The organism is Marinobacterium sp. xm-a-127, assembly GCF_013283425.1.
Classification (GTDB): Bacteria; Pseudomonadota; Gammaproteobacteria; order Pseudomonadales; family Balneatricaceae; genus Marinobacterium_E.
On the sequence record NZ_WBYH01000002.1, the window covers coordinates 417,018 to 439,417 of the forward strand.

Here is a 22,400-nt window from a genome sequence, read left to right on the forward strand (position 1 = left end):
ACAAAGAGCTTGAAAGCTGATAAAATTGTGGACTTTCGTTTTTTAATACCCTGAAGGTCCCAATGAGCCCATCACTACACTACAACTGGTTCTCTAACGTACGTGGCGACATCCTCTCTGGTTTGGTTGTTGCTTTGGCTTTGATTCCAGAAGCGATCGCCTTCTCGATCATTGCAGGCGTTGACCCTAAAGTCGGCCTATACGCCTCTTTCTGTATCGCTGTCATCACCGCGTTTGCCGGTGGACGCCCTGGCATGATCTCGGCAGCCACGGGCGCCATGGCCCTGCTGATGGTCACCTTAGTGAAAGAGCACGGTCTTGAGTACCTTCTGGCAGCAACCCTATTAACGGGTGTCATTCAGATTGGTGCCGGTTATCTTCGCCTAGGCTCGTTGATGCGCTTTGTATCCCGCTCGGTAGTGACTGGGTTTGTAAACGCTCTGGCGATCTTGATTTTTATGGCGCAGTTACCTGAGCTGATTGATGTAACTTGGCACGTCTATGCCATGACAGCAGCAGGCTTGGTGATTATCTACACCTTCCCCTACCTAACCACTAAAATTCCATCACCACTGGTCTGCATCCTTGTTTTGACCGCGGTTTCAATGGCACTTGGACTGGATATTCGTACGGTAGGCGATATGGGTGAACTGCCTGACACACTCCCTATTTTCCTATGGCCCGATGTACCTCTGACGCTAGAAACACTGTGGATCATCCTCCCCTACTCACTGCCACTTGCAGTCGTAGGTCTTCTTGAGTCTCTTATGACCGCCACCATCGTTGATGATCTTACTGACACGTCAAGTGATAAAAACCGTGAGTGTAAAGGCCAAGGCCTTGCCAACATCGGTGCAGGCCTGTTTGGTGGCATGGCAGGATGTGCGATGATCGGCCAGTCAGTAATCAACGTGAAATCAGGCGGCAGAACCCGCCTATCAACCCTAATCGCAGGTGTTGTACTGCTGATACTCGTTGTTTTCCTGGATGAGTGGGTCTCGCAGATTCCAATGGCAGCACTGGTGGCCGTGATGATCATGGTCTCGATTGGTACCTTCTCTTGGGAGTCGATCTTTAACCTACGCAAACATCCAATGTCGACCAACATCGTTATGTTGACGACGGTCGCTGTCGTTGTGGCGACTCACAACCTAGCCTTTGGCGTCTTTGCGGGTGTGCTGTTAGCGGCCCTATTCTTTGCCAACAAAATTGGTCAATTCCTCTACATTGGCAAAGAGGATGGCGAGGGCGAAAATCATCGTGTCTATCGTGTTGTCGGCCAGGTATTCTTCAGTTCAAGTGATAAGTTCACCGCTGCGTTTGATTTCAAAGAGGACACGGATCGTGTCACCATTGATCTATCACGTGCACACTTCTGGGATTTAACGGCCGTCGGCGCACTGGATAAGGTGATTCTTAAATTCCGTCGTGAAGGCATTGCGGTTGATACCGTTGGTTTGAACGAGGCGAGCGCAACCATTGTGGATAAATTCGCCGTTCACGACAAACCTGATCAGATCGATGAGCTGATGGGACACTAAGGAGTATTTATGACTCACGTTGTAGCCTGCATTGATGGCATCGGTGAACGCTCAGAAGCCGTGTGTGACACGGCCGCTTGGGCGAGCAGAGTTCTTCAAGCACCTCTTAAGCTTCTGCACGTTCTAGATAAACGTGAATTCCCAACGGAAGAGAAGAGTCAACTCAGTGGCACCATCGGGCTCGGTGCCCGTGAGTCTCTACTAGAGGAGCTCGCCTCTCTTGATGAGCAGCGTGGGCGCATTGCCCGTGAACAGGGGCGTGTCATGTTGAATGCCGCTCTAGACAGAGCCAACCAAGACCGCGCATTCAAACCCTCAACCTCACAACGTCATGGCGATCTGCAGCAGACCCTTGAAGAGGAGCAGTCAGATACTCGTCTGCTCGTGTTAGGCAAAGGCGCGCATGGTGATGCAATGGGGGTTCATATCGAACCGATCATTCGCGCACTGCATCGCCCTATTCTGATTACAGATACAGCATTGGTTGAACCCAAGCGTTTTATGATCGCTTACGACGGCAGTAAAACCGCTCGCAAAGCTCTGGATATGGTTGCCAAAAGCCCACTGTTGAAAGAAGCTGATTGTGAGCTATTAATGGTAGGGCCAGCGACATTCGACTTTAAACAGGAGTTGGAGATCGCTGAAAAGGTTCTAGTGGAGGCTGGCTTTAATGTGAATGCCACATTAGCGGCAGGTGAAGCAGAAGAGGTTATTCTGGAGCATGAGTCTAAGACAGGTTCAGAGCTGCTGGTAATGGGCGCTTACGGACACTCGCGTATCCGCCAGATGCTGGTTGGCAGTACCACTACCTCACTTCTAAGACGAACACCGACGCCAGTCTTACTCCTTAGATAAGGATCACGCCAGAGGTTAAATACTCTCTGGCGGACTTTTGTCACTTTTACAGCATATTCAAAGATTCTAACAATGCTTCAACCAAACCGACCAGTGCCAGCCCAATAAAGAGTCCCGTAATATGTTTAATTGACTCTTCACTAAAGCGTGAAAAGAGCTTAGACGCCAAGGGTAAGGAGATCACACAGCCGACCATTAAAGAGGCCACCAGTGCATAATCCATAACACCGCGGCTGCCGAAGGTGATTGAGACAGCCAGTGATAAAATCAGTCCCACAGGAATCGACGTCGCTACGGCAGACTTCACAGAGAGCCCGCCAGATGAAGAGAGTGCTGGGACTACTAGGACTCCACCACCCACACCTGTCAGACCCATCAAAAAACCAGTGATACCACTGAGCCAAGAGAGACTGAGTCGGCTTAAAACCTCTTTTATCCGTTTAGTAAACATAGAAGCGAGTGAGAGCACACCAGCAAGAAGCACGAGTAGCATCAGTACACGATCCACAGTCACTCGCATCTCTGGATCCGAAACGAGCGTTAGGCTCAAGGCACTGAGGATGGTGACCGGCAAGCATAGGTAGAGAAACTTTCGACCAACCGTCCAGTTAACCCCACCCTGCTTCGCATGACCGACCGTCATCAGCACCTTCGCTAAAAAGGCAAAGAATGAGCCACTGGCAACCGCCAATGTTGGATCCAGGTTAAACAGAACAATCAAGGAGGGAACCACCAACACTCCCGCACCAACACCCGATAAAAAGATCAGCATCGAGAAAAAGAATCCAGCCACAATCGCATAAGGATCCAGGCTACTGAGTAGAGTGAGTTCCATCACACTGTCCTAAATTAAAAACCGCAGCTTATCGCTGCGGCATATCTGCTCGACCATAACCTAAACTAACAGAAGCATCGTCAGGGATGCTTGGAATGGTATCGTTCCAATCCAGCCAAACTTGACGCATCTCAGCCAGTTTATCTGGATAGTTCTTAGCTTGGTTCGCACGTTCGCGTGCATCATTGACGACATTGAATAGATACTCATGCTCATCAACTTTCAGGTATTTCCAATCGCCCATACGGTAGGCACGTTGATCCCGGTGATTCATACGCCAGAAGAGAGGACGTTCAAAGTTCTCAACTTGCCCCGTTAGAACAGGGGTCAAATCTACCCCGTCCGTTGCGTAGCTTGGGTCCGCTTCGCCACCACCGATCTTCATCAGAGTGTAAGACCAATCCATTGTCATACAGTGCTGAGCCGTTTTCTGGCCAGCCTTAATGCCCTTAGGCCAACGAACCACCCAAGGGACACGAATACCGCCCTCTGTTAGGTCCATTTTACCGCCGACCAAAGGCCAGTTATCTGAGAAACGCTCACCACCGTTGTCGCTGGTAAAGACGATCAGGGTATCCTCTGTTAGGCCCTGCTCTTCAAGCGCAGCCATGATGTTTCCGATCCCCTCATCCATGTGGTGAATCATACGTTGATAAGTATGAATGTTACCGCCATCAAGATGGAACAGATTGGTGATGTTTTTAGAGACCTCTTCGTCGTCACGCGTCTCCCAAGGCCAGTGTGGTGCCGTGTAGTGAAGACTTAGGAAAAAGGGTTTGCCGTTTTTCGCATCATCTGCTTTACGGTTTACAAACTGAACCGCACGCTCTGACAATAGATCCGTCAAATAACCTGGCTCATGGTGCTCCTCTTCATCAATGTAGAGATCATGATCACCTTTGCCACTGACATGGCTAAAGTAATCCACACCGCCCGCCATAATGCCGTAGAACTCATCATAACCCGATCTAAGTGGACTGAAATGAGGTGGATAGCCAAGGTGCCATTTACCTATAAGACCCGTGTTGTAACCCGCCTTTTTTAGCTGTGAAGGCAAGGTTGGGATTTCTGGTGGTAAGCCTAAACGAGGGTCACCCTTTGATCGACTGTTGATTGGCTCTTCCAATGCACCGCGTAAGCGATACTGATAGGCCATCGTCATCAAGGCAAAACGTGTCGGAGAACAGACTGGAGAGTTCGCATAACCGTCGGTAAAGATCATCCCCTCTTCTGCCAAGCGATCGATGTTTGGAGAGATCATGCCAAACTGTGCTTCACGACCACCGTAACAGCCTAGATCTGCATAACCCAGATCATCAGCAACAATGTAAATAATATTGGTCATAGTGCCCCACCTTCCTTAATAAGGCTGTTAAATCCAAGAATACGACGGTGAGCAAGCAGGATAAGAACCGCTCCACCTAGACCGACTAGATCCCAGTAACCGTCAGGAACAAACATCAACACGACACAGCTGATGCGCAGTGCAATTTCGAAAATATTCAGTTTTGATTTGTCAAAACCGATCAGTGCACTAGAAAGAACCGGAATGCTGACAATCAGCAGCCTGCGCATTAAACGCTGCTAGGCCAAGGGTAGTCGCGAAGACAGTTTTACGAAGTGCGTTCTTGAACATCATTTAACTCCAAGGGTTATTATTTTTAGAACTTAGCCAGTCTAGTAGATTGCCTATAAATGTGTAAAATGCATTTTTAAATAGCCAAATTAAAAAAAACGTATGGATCCAAAACACCTCTATTATCTATCGGTGGTCCTTGAGAAGGGCTCTTTGACGGAAGCTGCTAAACATTTAGCACTTACTCAGCCAACCCTGACTCGCACCATGGCAACACTGGAGATGCAGGCCGGAACACAGCTGTTCAGCCGAAGTCGATACGGTGTTAAAGGAACTCCTGTTGGAGTCGCTTTGGCTCGTGAGGGTCGAACGATCAACCGAAGCATGGAGGCGGCGCGTTTTCATGCATCGCGTTACAGAATTGGTTTGGACAAAGAGATTCGCATTGGCATTGGTCCACTGCTGTCGGCAACGATTATGCCAGACGCCATGAACTCACTGTTAGAGCGTCACCCTAAGGCTTCATTGACAATCGAGGTCTCTCGCCCAACAGCGGTCATTGATCACCTCATCGATAATCAACTGGATATTGCGATTGCACCCTCTGCGTCTGACAAAATGATACCTGGCTGTGACCGACAGCTCCTCTTTAATGATGAGATCGCCATCTACTGCAGTAAAAACCACCCTTTAGCCGATAAATCGAATTTAACGATTGAGGATTTAGCCTCAGCGAATTGGTTAAGCCTTGGCCACGGATCACCTTTTGAACGTGAGGTGATGGAACTGCTTAAAGAGTCTGGCCTGGCAAAAATACGTACTCAGATTGTCTTTCGTAATGAGGGGTATCTTCTATTGGAGACTCTTCGTAAAGGGAAGCATCTAGCGGTATTGCCCAACGTGCCGATGCAAGTATTTAAAGATTCTGAAGAGTTTAAGCGGATAGAGTTCAAAAGAGAGCTGTCTCAACCGAGAAATATCTATCTTTGGGCGCGTGAAGAGATGCTGGAGAATACCATCTATGAAAGTATTAAAGAGGTGATGCTGGCTCAAGCAAAGACACTTATCGCCAACACTCAGTAGCGTTACTTAGCCTACCTTTTCACCTTTAGCTTGTAGGTCAGCGTGGTAGGATGAGCGGACCAAAGGCCCACTGGCAACATGACTGAAGCCCATCTCTTTTGCCAACGCCTCAAACTCTGCGAACTCATCAGGCGTCACAAATCGATCAACGGGTAGGTGATCACGACTTGGTTGTAGGTACTGCCCAATCGTAATCATGTTGACGTCATGTGCGCGAAGATCCTTCATCACCTCGACAATCTCTTCGTTTGTCTCACCGACACCGACCATCAAACCTGATTTAGTTCGCACTTCTGGACGCAATGCCTTATAGCGTTTTAGTAGTTCCAATGACCAAGCATAATCAGCCCCTGGACGAACCTGTTTGTAGAGACGAGGCACTGTTTCTAGGTTGTGGTTAAAGACATCGGGTGGGGTATCTTTAAGGATGTCCAATGCGATATCCATGCGGCCACGGAAGTCAGGCACCAGGGTCTCTATTTCAATAGAGGGCAGACGTTCACGGGTTTCGCGAATACAGTCAGCAAAATGCTGTGCGCCACCGTCACGCAGGTCGTCTCGGTCTACAGAGGTAATGACCACGTAACGAAGACGCATATCCGCAATCGCTGTTGCTAATTCAATAGGCTCGTCTGGCGATAATGCATTAGGGCGGCCATGGGCAACGTCACAGAATGGACAACGGCGTGTACAGATATCGCCCATGATCATGAAGGTCGCTGTACCATGAGTAAAACACTCACCTAGGTTTGGACAGCTCGCCTCTTCACAGACCGACGCAAGTTTATGCTTACGCAGAGTATCTTTGATGCGCTTAACTTCGGCATTAGAGCCCATGCGGACACGAAGCCAATCAGGCTTACGCGGCATATCCTCTTTTTCAGTCGGTATTACCTTAACGGGAATACGCGCTAACTTTTCAGCGCCGCGCAGCTTAACTCCCTGCTCCGCTACCCCCTTAGGTTTGATTGTCTCTTCACTCATTCGCTATCCCATCCATGAATAGTGTGCCACTCAGTGTAGCCAATTGCGTTTGCCAGATATTGTACTAGTTCAGCCCCAATCTTTTCTACTTTAGTCGCAGAAGGGTCAAACCTTGATAACTGTGTCATCTGAAGCCCTGCATAGCCACAGGGATTAATTCGTAAGAAAGGCTCAAGATCCATATCGATATTGAGCGCTAAACCATGAAAGCTACGACTCTTGCGTACGCGCAGCCCCAGTGAACAGATCTTGTCTCCTTCGACATAAACACCCGGCGCCTCTGGTTTTGCAGCGGCTGTGACTCGATAGTCAGCCAATAGGGAGACAACCGAATCCTCCATCAGTGTGACCAGATCTCTAACACCCAACTTATTACGTTTTAAATCAAGCAGTAGATAGATCACCAGCTGACCCGGCCCGTGGTAGGTAACCTGACCACCTCGATCAACTTGAACGACGGGAATATCCCCGGTGCCCAACAAGTGCTCTGCTTTACCAGCTTGCCCCTGTGTAAAGACAGGTTCATGCTCTAACACCCAAAGCTCATCCGCGGTATCAGCCGTCCGCTCATTAGTGAAAGCCTGCATCCTATCAAAGGCTTCTAGATAGGGCTGACGCCCTAAATAGCGAACGATAAGAGGTAGATTAGATACCACTAAAGCACCATTTTGACGCGACCAGACGCCTTCAGATCGGTATGAATCTGCGCCAACTGCTCTTCACTGGTTGCAGTGATCAATACACGAACTGAGGTAAAGCGTCCTTTACTACTGGCATTGATCTCAACTTTAGACTCATCCAAATCCGGGTCGTAAAGCTTCATGGTATTAACTACGAAATCTCTATAGTCCGGCGCACTGTCACCAACCACCATGATTTTGTAGTCAGGACAAGGAAACTCAATTTTAGGAGGTGTAGGTTCGTTCATAGGTACCTCTAAAGTGAACGAAAGGTGGCTCAATCAGTGACTAACCGAACAACCCTTGGAAAAATAGAACAATGCTGTGCCAGATCGCTTTCACGAAACCAGCCTCTTCAACCGACTGAAGCGCAAGCAACGGCTCACGAGCAACCTCTTCACCCTCAAGGGTCACTAGAAGATGACCTACCACTTCACCCGCTGCCAAAGGTGCTTCAATAACCTCTGGAAGATCTAAGGTAGCAGCTAACTGATTCTCGCTGCCGCGAGGAATGGTTAACGACAGATCACCACCCAAGCCGAGAGAGACTGAATCAGTCATACCCTTCCACACTTTAGGCTTGTTGAGCTCTTGCCCCGCTTTGTAAAGAGGATAGTTTCTGAAGAAACGAAAGCCGTAAGCCAACAGCTTTTGACTCTCTTGGGCACGAGCTTGATCAGACGTCGTTCCTAGAACCACAGAGATCAGACGCATATCATCACGCACAGCAGAGGATACTAGACAGTAACCCGCCTCTTCCGTATGGCCCGTCTTGATGCCATCAACCGTTGGATCGCGCCACAACAGGCGATTACGGTTAGGTTGTTTGATATCGTTGTAGGTAAAGTACTTCTCTTTGTAGATGGCGTACTGTTCAGGAAAATCCTGAATCAACGCACGACCAATCAGCGCTAGATCGCGTGGTGAAGAGTAGTGACCCTCAGCAGGCAAACCGGTCGCATTTTTAAAGTGAGTATTGGTTAGCCCCAAACGCTCAGCATGCTGGTTCATCAAATCAGCAAAAGCCTCTTCACTCCCGGCCACATACTCAGCCAAAGCAACCGACGCATCGTTCCCTGACTGAATGATGACACCACGAAGCAGATCCTCTAAACGAACTTGAGTCCCTTCGCGAACAAACATCCGTGACCCTTCCGTTTTCCAAGCTTTGACACTAATTGGAACCAGGTCGTTAAAGCTGATGTTACCCTCAGACACTTCGTGCTCAACAATGTAGCTGGTCATCATCTTAGTCAAACTAGCTGGTGCAAACTGACCATCTGCACCTGACTCAGCAATGATGTCACCCGTCGAGGCATCCATTAAGACGTAAGCTGTTGCCGCTAATTGAGGTGGTGGAGGCAGAACGGCTGCCTGAATTTGAACCGTCGCAATCGCAACAAACAGAAAAATTAGAGAACGCATTTTTGAGAGCATCTTTACAACTTTTAAATAGGTTAAAACAGTTTAGGGGGATTTTATCAGCAATGGTGATGAATAGCCCATCGACTCCAAACTTTGCACCATTGAGTCAATTGACAGTGTGTCAGTCAGCGGCCCAACGAGCACACGATGAAACTCTGCATCACCCTGGCGAACTCTCTTAATGACGGCTTGGACGCCATCCATCGCTGAAAGTCGACGTTGAACCGACAGAGCCGAGCTCTCTTTTCCATAGGATCCTACTTGAAGGAACGCACCGGTCTCGTCAGGTTTTGGCTGTTTAAGAGACGCAACAGATTGAGGCGTTTCTTCTACTGTTTCAGTGGTATCAGCAAGATTACGAGCATCAATGGCTTCGACCCTAACTCGACCGGTACCCTGCTTCAAAATGTCCAAACGCGCCGCAGCTGAGTAACTCAGATCGATCAAACGATTTTCATGGAAGGGGCCGCGATCGTTAACGCGAACAACAACCGACTTACCGTTATCCAGATTAGTCACTTTTGCAAAGCTAGGAATGGGCAGACTCTTATGTGCAGCAGACATCTTATAGATATCGTAGATCTCACCGTTAGAGGTTTTGTGACCATGAAACTTCAGGCCGTACCAAGAGGCGACACCCTCTGCTCGATAACCAATATGCGAAGGGAGCACATTATAGCTTTTACCCCAGACCTCGTAGGTCGAACGATTACCCCCACGACTGTAGGGTATGTCGACAGGAACAGCATCGGCTACATTGGATACATCCGGTGGATTATCAGGAGCAAAATCTTTTCGAACTTTATATCGACCGCCTGCCGTTTCACGATCGTAGGTAGGCGTAGAACTACAACCCACCAGAGCCAGGGCGAATAGAGCTACGATTGCTTTCAGCGTGAACCTTGTCACCCGTTAACCCTTGTTGATCTCAAGACGAATAGCTTCGCTCAATTCACGTACCGCGTTGGCATAGAGACGACTGTGATTGTAGCGAGTGATGACATAGAAGTTATGCAGTCCAAGAAGATATTGATCACCTTGATCGCTGCTCATACGCATCAGTGTTGCAAGTTGATCGTCTGCTAGCTCACCCTTTGCAATCACTCCACGTTGCCGCCACTCACCCAGTGTAAGCTCTGGTTTAAGACTCTTGTTAAACCACTCTGAATCAACACTGCCATTCAAAAGGACGTCACTGACAATGGGCTCACCCGCACGCCAGCCATGACGAGCAAAGTAGTTAGCCACACTGCCAATCGCATCAACAGGGTTACCCCAAATATCGCGCTGCTGATCGCCGTCAAAATCGACGGCATAAGCTAAGAAGCTAGAAGGGATGAATTGACCATACCCCATAGCGCCAGCATAGGAGCCTTTCAAAACACCAGGCTCAACACCCTCTTGGCGCGCTAGGCGAAAGTAATCACCCAACTGCCCTAGGAAGAAGTCGGCACGTTTAGGGTAGTCAAAACCCAAGGTCGCCAGCGCATCCAATACTCGATAGTTGCCTGTGATACGCCCAAAGCGTGTCTCCACACCCATGATCGCTAAAATAATCTCAGGCGGAACGCCGTAAATTTCTTCAGCCTTTAACAGCGTCTCTTTGTGCTCTTTCCAGAACTGAATGGCTTGGTTGATGCGACGCTGCTCAATAAAAATTGCTCGGTACTCACCCCAATTTAGGCGACGTTCTGCTGGACGGCTGATCGCATCAATAATGCTCTGTTGATACTTTGCTCGACCTAACACATCACGAATGTAGCTCTCTTCGAAACCGTCAGCCTTCAGATCATCAATCAATATCTGAGCTCGTGGATGAGCCTCATAACCGGCAAAAGAAGCTGTTGATACCGCTAAACAACTCGCTAACACCATCGTTTTAACACGTTTAAGCATGCTTATCTCCAAGCAGTCATCTTATTATTCTAGCGTCGCAACATCGATTTATGGGTATGAATCGACATCAGAATTCCGAAACCTATCATCAACGTCACGATAGAAGTTCCACCATAGCTCACCATTGGCAAAGGGACCCCTACGACCGGCAGAATCCCACTGACCATGCCAATATTCACAAAAACATAGACAAAGAATGTTAGCGTGATACTTGCTGCTAGCATACGGGAAAAACTGTCAGGTGCCTTAACAGCAATCATTAAGCCACGACCTACAATTAAAAGGTAAAGTGCGAGTAGTACCAACACCCCTTTCATTCCCAGCTCTTCACCGATTACTGCAATAATAAAGTCGGTATGAGATTCAGGAAGAAAGTCCAGTTGAGACTGAGTACCACTCAAGAAGCCTTTACCTGAGAGGCCACCCGAACCGATAGCCGTCTTCGACTGTATGATGTTCCAGCCTGAGCCAAGAGGATCGCTCTCTGGATCTAAAAAGGTCAGCACCCTCTGTTTCTGATAATCCTTCATGATCATCCAGAGCCCAGGCAGTGAAGCCGCTACAATCCCTGCACTCAGAAAGATCCAGCGCCAGTAGATTCCCGAAAAGAGCAAAATAAATACACCTGAGGCGCCAATCAGCAACGAAGTACCAAGATCCGGTTGCTTCATAATCAGTGCAAATGGGATCGCAATTAAGATCACACTCACAATGATCGCTTTAAAGTTGGGCGGCAGAGTGTAGCGAGCGATGTAACCCGCGACCACAATAGGTAGAACCAGTTTCATTAACTCTGATGGCTGAAAACGAAAACCGGGCAGAGCCAACCAACGCTGAGCACCTTTAGCACCAACCCCAAACAAAATAACGCCAACCAACAACGCCACACCTAGCAGATAGAGCCAGGGTCCTACCCTCATAATCACCCTAGGGGGGACTTGCGCGAGAAAAATCAACGCAGCAAAACCTGCAGCCATGCGGATGGCCTGACGCTCAACATAGGCCCAATCTTGCCCTGATGCACTGTAAAGAATGACCAGCCCTGCTACACAGAGCGCCAGCAATAATAGAAGCAAGGGTAAATCCAGGTGTGTATAACTCCACAACGAGCGCTGCTTGCGAAGTCCAGATTGGTCTGGCGAGACGGAGCGGTGGAAATCTTTAGACATTAATCATCCCCCAACTCACTGGTGTAATCGCCCAGTAACCAAGCATCAATCACTTCACGCGCGACCGGTGCAGCAGCCCTAGAACCACCCTCGCCGTTTTCGACGACTACCGCCACAGCAATTTTAGGATCATCAGCCGGTGCAAAGGCAACAAAGAGTGCGTGGTCCCGCTGACGTTCTAGTAGAGCTTCTGAGTCATATTCGGCATCCTGAGCAATGCCGACCACCTGGGCCGTACCTGTTTTGCCCGCCATGGTATAAGGCGTTCCTGCACCGGCTTTGCGAGCCGTACCGTAGGGAGCATTCACCACATTCACCATACCCTCAATAACCTTTTCAAAGTACTCGGGGTGATTGAGTTCAACATCGGGTAGTGTCGGCTTCTGTTGTAGCTGTTGGATAATCTCTGCCTGTTCCGCCGTTAGATCATTTTCAGCGATGAAGCTCTTGATCATTTGCGGACGTACCCACTTACCGCGATTGGCTAACACGGCTGTGGCTGTCGCTAGCTGAAGTGGCGTAGCTATCATATACCCCTGCCCAATACTTAGGTTGAGTGAATCACCAGGGTACCAAGGCTGTTTCTCGCGACGCTTCTTCCACTCATTTGAAGGAAGAAGTGCTCGGCCCGCCTCAGGCAGATCCAGACTGGTGACCTGTCCAAAACCGAAACGCCCTAAATAGTCACTGTAAACATCAATCGGTGTTTTAGACGCGGTATCATAAAACCAGACATCACAAGACTCAGCCAATGCGTGATTCAGATCGACTCGACCATGACCTGATTTCTTCCAGTCTCGCCACTTCCGACCATTTTCAGAGAGTTGATAGAAACCGGGATCCCACACTTTGTGATCAATCGGCACCGATTTAGAGTCGACCGACGCAAGCGCCGTGAAGGGCTTTAGCGTTGATCCCGGTGGGTAAGCTCCACGGATAGCCCGATTATAAAGAGGCTGGTCTTTATCATCGCGAAGCGCATTATAGTTGTCGAACGAAATACCCGTTACAAACTCATTGGGGTCGTAGGAAGGGTTGCTCACCAACGACAAGATTTCACCCGTTTGGGGTTCAATCGCTACAACCGCGGCTCGCTTACCCTCCAACAGTTTCGCTGTAAACTGCTGCAGCTTTAGATCAAGGCTTAACTGGATATCTAAACCTGGAGTTGGGTCCTCTTGCTCCAAGACACGCATGACTCGGCCGCGCACATTGGTTTCAACACGTTGCAAGCCGACTTGACCATGCAGTAGTGGCTCGTAATATTTCTCAACCCCAAGCTTGCCAATATAGTGTGTTGCAGCATAGTTATTAGGGTCTAAGGTTTTGAGTTCACGCTCATTAACACGCCCGACATAGCCAATGGCATGCACCAATGAATCTGGGTGAGGATAGTAACGAACAAGATCAGCTTCGATCTGTAGCCCCGGTAGACGATAGAAGTTCACTGAGAGCTTAGCGATCTCCTCTTCGGTTAAGCGAGATTTGAGAGGGACGGTGGAGTGAGGACGACGACGGTGCTTAAGACGCTTTTTAAACCCCTCTATTTCAGCTGTAGAGAGCTCAACCAGTGAGGCGACATCCTCCAACAGCGAGTCCACATCATCAACCTCCTCTTTAAGGAGCGTCAAACTGAAGCTAGGGCGGTTTTCAGCCAACAGTTCGCCATTACGATCGTAAATTAGGCCTCGTCTTGGGGCGACTGGCTGAAGTTTAATGCGATTATTTTCTGATAACAGAGAGAATCGATCGTGCTCAACGACCTGCAAGAAGTAGATGCGACTGACCAGGATGGCCATCAGCACTAAAACGAAAAGAAACGCGACGACTGCTCGGTTAACAAAGAACCGATTCTCTTTTTGGTAGTCGTTAAATCGTCTCTGATCCATCTAACTCACTTATGGTAAGGGTGACCTTGAAGTAAGGTCCAGGCTCGATATATCTGCTCAGCAAGAATAATGCGAACCAATGGGTGCGGTAAAGTCAGCGCCGATAGAGACCACTTCTGATCGGCAGCCGCGATACACCTAGGATCAAGACCATCGGGACCACCCACCAAAAGCGTTATATTATTTCCTTCCATCCGCCAATTTTCAGCCTGTTCAGCAAGCTTCTCGGTCGACCAGTTCTTGCCATCAACACAGAGAGCGATCACTCGATCACCTTTAGGAATGGCCGCCAACATGGCGTCACCTTCAGAGCGCATAGCCCGTTGGATATCAGCCCCTTTGCCACGATGACCAGGCTGTAATTCAACCAGTTCTAGCTGAAAATCAGAGGGAAGACGCTTGCAGTACTCTTGGTAACCGTCCGTGACCCATTTTGGCATCTTAGTGCCGACTGCAAGCAACCGTATACGCATAAGGCTTAGGCTTCGCCTACTGACCAGAGGCGTTCAATGTCATAGAAATCACGAGCATCTGGCATCATCACGTGCACAATGATGCTCCCAAGATCGACCAATACCCAGTCACCGACAGTTTGACCTTCAATACCCATAGGCAAAAGACCCTGCTCTTTCACCTTGTCGATCACCTCTTGAGCAGCGGCTGCTACTTGACGCTTAGAGGTACCACTTGCAACCATCATGTAGTCAGTAACAGTGGAGCGGCCACGCACATCGATTAGGTTGATATCCTTTGCTTTCATTCCCTCAAGCGCATCTTGCACTAGGGCGATCAATTGATCATCTTGCATGTAAATTAAATTACCTTTCATTGGCGTCATAGAGACGCTCATTTTTAATAAAATTCCAAACGCCGTCTGGAATTAAAAATCTAGGGTTTGAGCCCCGCTTAATAATCTTTCTTACTTGGGTCGCTGAGACATTCATCGGAGTCAACTGATGCATCACCAGATGACCTGAAGGACGAAGGCTTAACGCTTCCAGATCCTCAACCTTATGCTGATCAATAAAGCACTGAAGCTCTGAATCAAACTCAGGCTCATATCCGGGTCTAGCAACGATCAACAAGTGGCCGAAATCCGTTAGCTGCTGCCAATGGGACCAACTCTTAATGCCCAGCAGAGAGTCCATCCCCATCACCAATATAATTGGCAAATCCTCACCCACTTCGGCACGTTTTTTCATCAACGTGTTGATGGTGTAGCAAGGCTCATCACTAATCAATTCACAATCATCAGCAACCAGTGCAGGCTCCGATTCTACTGCTAGCCGAACCATCTCAAACCGCTGCACGGCTGAGCCGCCGGTTGATGCTTTATGGACTGGATCACCGGTGGGGACCAGATTAATCTGAGGCACGTTGAGCACCTCCTGAAGTTCTAGCGCAGTTCTGAGATGCCCATAGTGAATAGGATCAAAAGTACCACCAAAAAGAACCAAAGGAGGCTTTTGCATTACTTACGAACCTGCCCTTCTCCGTAAACAATGTATTTCTGAGAGGTCAGCCCCTCTAGACCGACCGGCCCACGAGCGTGAATTTTGTCCGTAGATATACCAATTTCAGCACCCAGGCCGTATTCAAAGCCATCGGCAAAGCGAGTAGAGGCGTTGATCATGACAGAGCTGGAATCGACCTCACGCAAAAATTGACGCGATAGTGTGTAGTTTTCAGTAATGATCGCGTCGGTATGGTGAGAGCCGTAGTGATTGATGTGCTCAATTGCACGATCAATACCCTCAACAATTTTGATAGATAGTATTGGCGCCAAGTACTCCGTCGCCCAATCCTCTTCAGTCGCTGCATTGGCTTGAATAATGGCACATGTCTTGTCACATCCACGAAGTTCTACACCCGCCTCAGCGTAGGCTACAGCTAGCTCTTTAAGAACCTCATCAGCAACCGATTCATGAACCAGCAGTGTCTCCATGGTGTTACAGGTACCGTAGCGATGGGTCTTGGCATTAATCGCAATGTTGACAGCCTTAGCTAGGTCAGCCTCTGCATCAATATAGACATGACAAATACCGTCAAGGTGTTTAATAACAGGCACGCGTGCATCGTTCGAGATACGCTCGATCAACCCCTTGCCGCCACGAGGAACGATCACATCCACATACTCTGGCATCGTAATCAACTGACCAACGGCTTCACGATCGGTCGTTTCCACCACTTGGACAGCCGTTTCAGGCAAACCAGCCTGTTTGAGGCCCGCCATAATCGATTGAGCAATCGCCTGATTAGAGTGAATCGCCTCAGAGCCTCCGCGAAGAATCGTAGCGTTACCCGACTTCAGACAAAGACTGGCAGCCTCCATAGTAACATTCGGGCGTGACTCATAGATGATACCTATCACGCCTAAAGGAACACGCATTTTACCTAGCTGAATTCCGGATGGCAGAAAACGCATATCAGAAACATCACCGACCGGGTCTGGTAGTGCCGCCACCTGACGAAGACCTTCGATCATGCCGTCGATACGCTCTGGAGTCAGCGCAAGACGATCCAGCATCGCATCATCAAGCCCACGAGCTTTGCCAGCGTCGAGGTCTTTCTGATTAGCTTGAGTGATCGCATCGCGATCGGCATCAATAAGTTGTGCCATTGTAAGCAATGCGCTGTTTTTCTGTTCTGTATTCGCACGTGCCACGACACGTGAAGCTTCGCGCGCATTCGCACCAAGCGTCTGCATGTAATCCGCTACATTCATCAGGTCTTTACCGATCAATTTTTTAAGGGGGATAGTATAGCGTGAGAGCGATAAAGAACCCACTAATAACAAGAAATTACGCCAGCAAAAATCGTTTTTAATGCTTATGAAATAGTTACAAATTTTAGGAACCAACTGGTCGATCGGTCGAAGACAGACTGGTATTATGAAACTCTTATTTTGTGTACTGGAAACAAAGGCATGCTTGAACAAGACGGCGAACAATATAAAGGTTACCTACGTTGGTACCAGCGCCCAGCCTTTGCTGCAGCCATCGCTCTGGTTTTGTTCTTCTCTTCGACTCTGGTTGGCTCCTATCTGTTGGCAAAAAATGCCGCAGAAAACGAAGCACTCAAGCAGGCCAAAATCTGGAGTAACAGCGCCTCTATTCTGGTTGCACCTCTGATTCTCTCTAAGGATTTGGTCAGCCTTAACTTTGTCACCAACCAGATTGCAGACGACCCTTTCGTAGCAGGCATTCAAATCACTGATAGCCAGACCATGCGACTTGCTGCAGCTGGCAAGCAAGAGGGGGTCCACACAGCTAAATCCATCGCACCTAATAACGAAACCATTGCTCGATTAGAGGTGTGGATCGACCCGACCCCCGTTCAGCAACAACTCAATTATCAAACGGGACTGATCAGCAGCGGCGCTATTATCGCTTTTCTGTTATCACTGTTTATCTATCGCCGTCAGAGCAAACTTCTTGAAGAGGAAGTGGCTTATATCGAACAGATTGAGCAACATTTTGACGATCAAATCACAGACTCAGCGGAAGCTCAGGAAACAATCGACGACAGTGATGAAGAGGTTTATGAAGACGGTGTTGAGGCAGAAGAGCTACTTGAACAAGAGCCACAGCTAAACGATCAAGACCAGGATACTGAGATCAACTCCCAAGATATCCACCCTCAACCCGAGGCGGAAACAGAGATTAAATCGACTATCGAGTCTGAAGCGGACACTAAAGTAGATATCGATGATATAGGCAATTTCGGATCCGCGTACGATGATCCGATGTTTGAAAACAGCTCGTCAGGTAAGCCTTGGGAACCTAGCGAAAATACGACAGTGGTAGAGGCCAATGAACCTACCGACATTGAACCGCCAATCGTCAAAATGCAGGTCGATGAGACCAAGAAGGATGAGATCGATCTGGTTGAACTTCTAAAACCAGAGAGACGTGAACCGAGCGTACCGCCCTTCAAGCCTCTATCAAAAGAGCCCGAACAAGAGCGTGAAGAGCCCAGCTTTGAAACGTTGATGTTTGATACAACGCCAGAGCGCCAAGAGCCTCCAAAAAAACTGGCGCGCAAACTGCCTATCATCAATGAAGAACAGCTCGATCTATACACCATTGAACAGGAGCTTGATCTGCTAACACCAGCCAGTGAAGCGGCCTACGTTGTCCTTATCGACTTTACCAGCCCCCACTCGGCGCTGATCTCCAATGAAGAGCAGTTACAGATCAAACGCACTTACCGAACACTGGCGAACTCCGTTGCCAATATTTACGAAGGCGAGGTCTCCGCACTTGGCGAAGACATACTGATTCAGTTTGATAATGCCAGCGAGGATGACGAGCATGGCGTTAATGCGGCTTGTGCAGCCATGCTATTTGCCCAACTTGCCCGTTCGTACAATAGAAGTCGTTCAGATCAGCAGGAGCCGATACTGAACGTCCACACCGCAATTGTAAGAGGTCAACAGGGTCGTCAGGATAGAATGGCCGACGAAGCCCGCTTCTTAACTCGCTCAACCAAAACAGATCGATTGATTAGCCATACAGCACTCTCAGAGGCACCCGATCTAAAAAGCGGTGTTCTATCAACCGCTGAGATCAAACGCGAAGATGAGGACAAGGTGCTGATCCTATCGTTGAGTAAAAGCTATCAAGATCTGTTAGAAAAACAGGGGCGTTATCTTCTGGCAAAACTGGCACAGCAGGCAGCACAGTAATCTTCATAAACCGCACATTATTGATTCAACAAAAAAGGGAGCCAGCGGCTCCCTTTTGATATTTAGGTAGTCATTACTCTACCGATAGATGGCTCACTCGCTGATAGCCCCTTGGCAGTTTATTGCCTCGACGACCGCGCTCTCCACGGTAGTGTTCTAGATCGGCTTTGGTCATTTTAAGGTACTGCTTACCCGCATGAACCAGAAGTTCCTGATCTTCATTAAGAACAGCCACAGCAACCATCAACTCTTCACGAGCTTGAGCCCTTGCCGACGGGATGTTAATGATCTTATTACCTTTACCTCGTCCCAATACAGGCAGCTCAGAGACTGGGAACACCAGTAGACGCCCTTCAGAAGTTACGGCAGCGATCAAACCATTTTCGCTATCAGAAATGGAAGCAGGCGCTACGATATTGGCCCCTTTGGGTAGCGTCAGTACCGCTTTACCGTTTTTCGTCTTACTGGTCATATCACCTATCGACGTGACAAAGCCATAACCAGCATCTGAAGAGAGAAGAACCTTATCACTCTCTTTACCCGCGGTTAGTGCCTCTATCGAAGCACCCTTTTGCAGACTAATGCTACCGGTAACAGGCTCGCCTTGCCCCCGAGCTGAAGGCAGGTTATGAGTCTCTAATGTATAACTGCGCCCCATACTGTCTAGCAGGATCGTCGGCTGGTTCATGCGTCCAGCAATCGAGAGTTTATAACCATCACTCGCTTTGTAATTCAGAGTAGCCGGATCAATGTCATGCCCTTTAGCAGCACGGATCCACCCCTGTTTAGAGAGGACGACGGTAACAGGATCAGAGGTAAGCAGATCTTTATCACTGAACGCTTGAGACTCTTCACGCTCAACCAGAGGAGAGCGGCGATCATCGCCAAACTCTTCAGCAGCCTGTTCAATCTCCTCTTTAATGAGATTACGCATCAACTCATCAGAACCAAGAATAGATTCAAGTTTTTTACGCTCTTCATCTAACTCAGACTGCTCTGCACGGATCTGAAACTCTTCCAGTTTCGCCAAATGACGAAGTTTGAGATCGAGGATGGCGTTAGCTTGGACATCCGTTAGACCGAAGCGCTCCATCATAACCGTTTTAGGCTCATCCTCGTTGCGGATGATTGCGATCACTTCATCGATATTAAGATAAGCAATGATCAAACCATCGAGGATATGCAGTCGATCTAATACTTTCTGCAAACGGAATTCGAGACGGCGTCGAACAACCTGGGTACGCCAAGTAAGCCACTCCGTTAAGATCTGACGAAGATCTTTAACCTGTGGACGGCCGTCAATGCCGATCATGTTGAAGTTAACTCGGTAGCTTCGCTCTAGATCGGTGGTTGCAAACAGGTGAGCCATCAACTGCTCAATATCGATACGATTTGAGCGTGGCACAATCACGAACCGAGTCGGATTCTCATGGTCTGACTCATCACGCAAATCGCTAACCATTGGCAATTTTTTCTGCTGCATTTGAGCTGCAATCTGTTCAAGCACCTTAGCACCAGATACCTGATATGGAAGAGCCGTAATGACAACGTCACCATCCTCAATTTCATAAATAGCACGTGCTTTTACAGAACCACGACCGGTCTCATAGATCTTTTTAAGATCAGCCGTCGGTGTAATGATCTCAGCAGCGGTTGGGAAATCAGGGCCTTTTACTTTCTGACAAAGACGCGCAACACTGGCATCAGGATTGTCGAGCAGATAAGTACAAGCCCGAGCGACTTCGCGAAGGTTATGGGGAAGAATATCAGTCGCCATACCAACGGCGATACCCGTAGAACCATTCAAGAGTACGTTAGGTAGACGCGCTGGCAGAACCTCAGGCTCATCCATCGTGCCATCAAAGTTAGGTACCCATTCAACCGTTCCTTGACCTAACTCTTTTAACAACACCTCGGCATATTTAGAGAGTCGCGCTTCAGTGTATCGCATTGCTGCGAAAGATTTAGGGTCGTCAGCAGAACCCCAGTTGCCTTGACCATCTACAAGCGGATAGCGATAACTGAAAGGCTGTGCCATAAGCACCATAGCCTCATAACAGGCCGAATCACCGTGCGGATGAAACTTACCTAAAACGTCACCTACCGTACGTGCTGACTTTTTAAATTTGGCGCTCGCCTTTAGTCCAAGCTCAGACATTGCATAAACAATACGGCGTTGTACTGGCTTCATACCATCGCCTAGATGAGGCAATGCACGGTCAAGAATGACGTACATTGAGTAATCTAAGTAGGCTTTCTCTGTAAAGGTCTTTAAAGGAAGGGTTTCGACCCCTTCATCGATCAGATTTTCCACAAATAGTGTTCCCAGACGGGTTAGCATTTACAAAAACAGTTGTTTACGAGTATGCCACCATAGACACGCGCTTGCATCTGAAAAGCACCAAGATAGGATCAAATGCGTAGAGTGAAAACGAGTATCAACAAAAAGACACGGACAAGATGAACCTGTTAAAAGCTGTTTCTATTTCAATTCTGTTTGGCATATCAGCCGTATCAGCAGCTGAGTGGCAAACTGATATAAAAAGTAATAATCCCATTGTTGGAAAAATATGGGACAACACTAACCAGCGCTTTATAACCCAACAGCAATTACTGGATCATATGAGTGAGATAGATTGGATATTGCTGGGTGAAAATCATGAAACGGATATTCATCACGAACTTCAAACAGAGATACTAGAGCTACTATCCCAAAAGAAGATACTCGGTAATGTTGCCTTTGAAATGGCTAATACAGATCAACAGACTGCACTAGACAGCGCATTAGGGGAGCCGTCGAATCCAGAACAACTCAACTGGCAAAAGGGCTGGCCTTGGGAGTGGTATAAATCACCCGTGAACTTTGCTTTAACGAAAGCAAATAGAGTACTCGGCACAGACCTAACTCGACAACAACAGATGCAAGCCTACATGGACGAATCAATAGATCATCCTAACGAACTCTACAAAAACTTTATGCTCGACATACTCTATGAAGGCCACTGCGGTAAGCTACCCAAATCACAACTGGGCAACATGTTAAGAGTTCAAATAGCCCGTGATCGACAGATGGGCAGAGTACTTAAAGAGAACAGCACCGATAAAGTCGATCTATACATTGCAGGCAACATGCATGTCAGAAAAGATGCCGGCGTCCCCTTTCATAATGAGCTGAATAGCTTATCGATCATGATGCTATCCGTTGGTGACAGCAGAGACCCCTTTGAAATCATACCAGACAGCTATCAGGATGAAGCGATAGCTGATTATGTGATATTCACACCGGAAGTAGAGCAGAGGGATCACTGTTCGCAGATTGAAGGGTAGTAGTTAGCTGTTGGAGCGGTCTTGCGAAGGCCGTGAAGGTTGGGCGCGTAATTAGAGAGCAGGTGACAGGCTAAAGCCAGTCACTGGTGTGCTTAACTCGCTACGAAGCTGCGGTGACTGGCCTTCAGCCTGTCACTGGTGTGCTTAACTCACTACGAAGCTACGGTGACTGGCCTTCAGCCTGTCACTGGTGTGCTTAACTCACTACGAAGCTACGGTGACTGGCCTTCAGCCTGTCACTGGTGTGCTTAATTCACTACGAAGCTACGGTGACTGGCTTCAGCCTGTCATCCGCTGTTGACGTTGGCAGAGATCTTTTTTAAAACCGTTGGAGCGGTCTTGCAAAGGCCGCGATGGATTTGGCAGAGATCCTTTACGAAGCTCTCAATGACCTACAATAGGTGCCGAGCGTTGCTCGTCATCGCTTCGCGACGCTTGCAGCGCCTCAACCCC

General features: G+C 48.4%; 21 protein-coding genes. 5 read left to right on the forward strand and 16 right to left on the reverse strand.

The window, feature by feature from the left end:
- The first annotated feature begins 62 nt into the window (after window positions 1–62).
- Both XMA127_RS05800 and XMA127_RS05805 read left to right on the forward strand, forming a co-directional pair.
- Window positions 63–1,541 (forward strand): SulP family inorganic anion transporter, encoded by a 1,479-nt coding sequence (locus XMA127_RS05800; RefSeq protein WP_173482016.1) that lies wholly within the window; start codon window positions 63–65, stop codon window positions 1,539–1,541.
- Between the two features lie 9 nt (window positions 1,542–1,550).
- Window positions 1,551–2,396 carry a universal stress protein gene (locus XMA127_RS05805; RefSeq protein WP_173499032.1) on the forward strand — a complete coding sequence of 282 codons (846 nt, stop codon included), beginning with the start codon at window positions 1,551–1,553 and terminating at the stop codon, window positions 2,394–2,396.
- Window positions 2,397–2,442: 46 nt separating this feature from the next.
- Here the strand turns inward: XMA127_RS05805 and XMA127_RS05810 are convergent, their stop codons facing one another.
- From XMA127_RS05810 to XMA127_RS05820, 3 genes are read right to left on the reverse strand one after another with little or no spacing between them, the layout of a single operon-like run.
- Entirely contained in the window at window positions 2,443–3,231 is a 789-nt protein-coding gene (locus XMA127_RS05810) for a sulfite exporter TauE/SafE family protein (RefSeq protein WP_173499033.1), read from the reverse strand.
- A gap of 28 nt (window positions 3,232–3,259) precedes the next feature.
- Window positions 3,260–4,576: a sulfatase gene (locus XMA127_RS05815; protein WP_173499034.1), complete on the reverse strand. Its 1,317-nt coding sequence runs from the start codon at window positions 4,574–4,576 to the stop codon at window positions 3,260–3,262.
- Window positions 4,573–4,806, reverse strand: a complete 234-nt coding sequence (locus XMA127_RS05820) for a hypothetical protein (RefSeq protein ID WP_173499035.1) — start codon at window positions 4,804–4,806, stop codon at window positions 4,573–4,575. Before XMA127_RS05820 ends, XMA127_RS05815 begins: the two co-directional genes overlap by 4 nt.
- Window positions 4,807–4,969: 163 nt before the next feature.
- On the opposite strand from XMA127_RS05820, the gene XMA127_RS05825 reads away from it, so the two are divergent.
- Window positions 4,970–5,890, forward strand: a complete 921-nt coding sequence (locus XMA127_RS05825; RefSeq protein WP_173499036.1) for a LysR family transcriptional regulator — start codon at window positions 4,970–4,972, stop codon at window positions 5,888–5,890.
- Between the two features lie 6 nt (window positions 5,891–5,896).
- Here the strand turns inward: XMA127_RS05825 and lipA are convergent, their stop codons facing one another.
- Genes lipA through XMA127_RS05885 form a run of 12 tightly spaced genes read right to left on the reverse strand, consistent with a single transcriptional unit; the run spans window position 5,897 to window position 16,658 of the window.
- A complete protein-coding gene (gene lipA, locus XMA127_RS05830) occupies window positions 5,897–6,874 on the reverse strand; it encodes a lipoyl synthase (RefSeq protein WP_173499037.1) in 978 nt (325 codons plus the stop codon).
- Entirely contained in the window at window positions 6,871–7,530 is a 660-nt protein-coding gene (lipB, locus tag XMA127_RS05835; protein WP_173499038.1) for a lipoyl(octanoyl) transferase LipB, read from the reverse strand. The genes lipA and lipB overlap by 4 nt, the downstream gene beginning before the upstream one ends.
- A complete protein-coding gene (locus tag XMA127_RS05840; protein ID WP_173499039.1) occupies window positions 7,530–7,802 on the reverse strand; it encodes a YbeD family protein in 273 nt (90 codons plus the stop codon). Before XMA127_RS05840 ends, lipB begins: the two co-directional genes overlap by 1 nt.
- Before the next feature lie 40 nt (window positions 7,803–7,842).
- The gene (locus XMA127_RS05845) at window positions 7,843–8,979 is read right to left on the reverse strand and encodes a D-alanyl-D-alanine carboxypeptidase family protein (protein ID WP_254449939.1); all 1,137 of its coding nucleotides are present in this window, start codon (window positions 8,977–8,979) and stop codon (window positions 7,843–7,845) included.
- Window positions 8,980–9,021: 42 nt separating this feature from the next.
- Window positions 9,022–9,888, reverse strand: a complete 867-nt coding sequence (locus XMA127_RS05850) for a septal ring lytic transglycosylase RlpA family protein (protein WP_371731513.1) — start codon at window positions 9,886–9,888, stop codon at window positions 9,022–9,024.
- 3 nt (window positions 9,889–9,891) lie between these two features.
- Entirely contained in the window at window positions 9,892–10,875 is a 984-nt protein-coding gene (gene mltB, locus XMA127_RS05855) for a lytic murein transglycosylase B (RefSeq protein ID WP_173499041.1), read from the reverse strand.
- Between the two features lie 29 nt (window positions 10,876–10,904).
- The gene (gene rodA / locus XMA127_RS05860) at window positions 10,905–12,044 is read right to left on the reverse strand and encodes a rod shape-determining protein RodA (RefSeq protein ID WP_173499042.1); all 1,140 of its coding nucleotides are present in this window, start codon (window positions 12,042–12,044) and stop codon (window positions 10,905–10,907) included.
- Window positions 12,044–13,933 (reverse strand): penicillin-binding protein 2, encoded by a 1,890-nt coding sequence (mrdA, locus tag XMA127_RS05865; protein WP_173499043.1) that lies wholly within the window; start codon window positions 13,931–13,933, stop codon window positions 12,044–12,046. Before mrdA ends, rodA begins: the two co-directional genes overlap by 1 nt.
- A 5-nt stretch (window positions 13,934–13,938) precedes the next feature.
- Window positions 13,939–14,406 carry a 23S rRNA (pseudouridine(1915)-N(3))-methyltransferase RlmH gene (gene rlmH, locus XMA127_RS05870; protein ID WP_173482032.1) on the reverse strand — a complete coding sequence of 156 codons (468 nt, stop codon included), beginning with the start codon at window positions 14,404–14,406 and terminating at the stop codon, window positions 13,939–13,941.
- 5 nt (window positions 14,407–14,411) lie between these two features.
- Window positions 14,412–14,771, reverse strand: a complete 360-nt coding sequence (rsfS, locus tag XMA127_RS05875) for a ribosome silencing factor (protein WP_371731514.1) — start codon at window positions 14,769–14,771, stop codon at window positions 14,412–14,414.
- A complete protein-coding gene (gene nadD, locus XMA127_RS05880) occupies window positions 14,752–15,405 on the reverse strand; it encodes a nicotinate-nucleotide adenylyltransferase (RefSeq protein WP_173499044.1) in 654 nt (217 codons plus the stop codon). Before nadD ends, rsfS begins: the two co-directional genes overlap by 20 nt.
- On the reverse strand, window positions 15,405–16,658 hold the full coding sequence (locus tag XMA127_RS05885; protein WP_173499045.1) for a glutamate-5-semialdehyde dehydrogenase: 1,254 nt from the start codon (window positions 16,656–16,658) through the stop codon (window positions 15,405–15,407). Before XMA127_RS05885 ends, nadD begins: the two co-directional genes overlap by 1 nt.
- A gap of 201 nt (window positions 16,659–16,859) precedes the next feature.
- On the opposite strand from XMA127_RS05885, the gene XMA127_RS05890 reads away from it, so the two are divergent.
- Window positions 16,860–18,620: a hypothetical protein gene (locus XMA127_RS05890; RefSeq protein ID WP_173499046.1), complete on the forward strand. Its 1,761-nt coding sequence runs from the start codon at window positions 16,860–16,862 to the stop codon at window positions 18,618–18,620.
- Window positions 18,621–18,693: 73 nt separating this feature from the next.
- Here the strand turns inward: XMA127_RS05890 and parC are convergent, their stop codons facing one another.
- Window positions 18,694–20,934 (reverse strand): DNA topoisomerase IV subunit A, encoded by a 2,241-nt coding sequence (parC, locus tag XMA127_RS05895; RefSeq protein WP_371731451.1) that lies wholly within the window; start codon window positions 20,932–20,934, stop codon window positions 18,694–18,696.
- Between the two features lie 146 nt (window positions 20,935–21,080).
- Between parC and XMA127_RS05900 the strand changes: the two genes are divergently transcribed.
- On the forward strand, window positions 21,081–21,947 hold the full coding sequence (locus XMA127_RS05900; RefSeq protein ID WP_173489064.1) for a ChaN family lipoprotein: 867 nt from the start codon (window positions 21,081–21,083) through the stop codon (window positions 21,945–21,947).
- The last annotated feature ends 453 nt before the right edge of the window (window positions 21,948–22,400 follow it).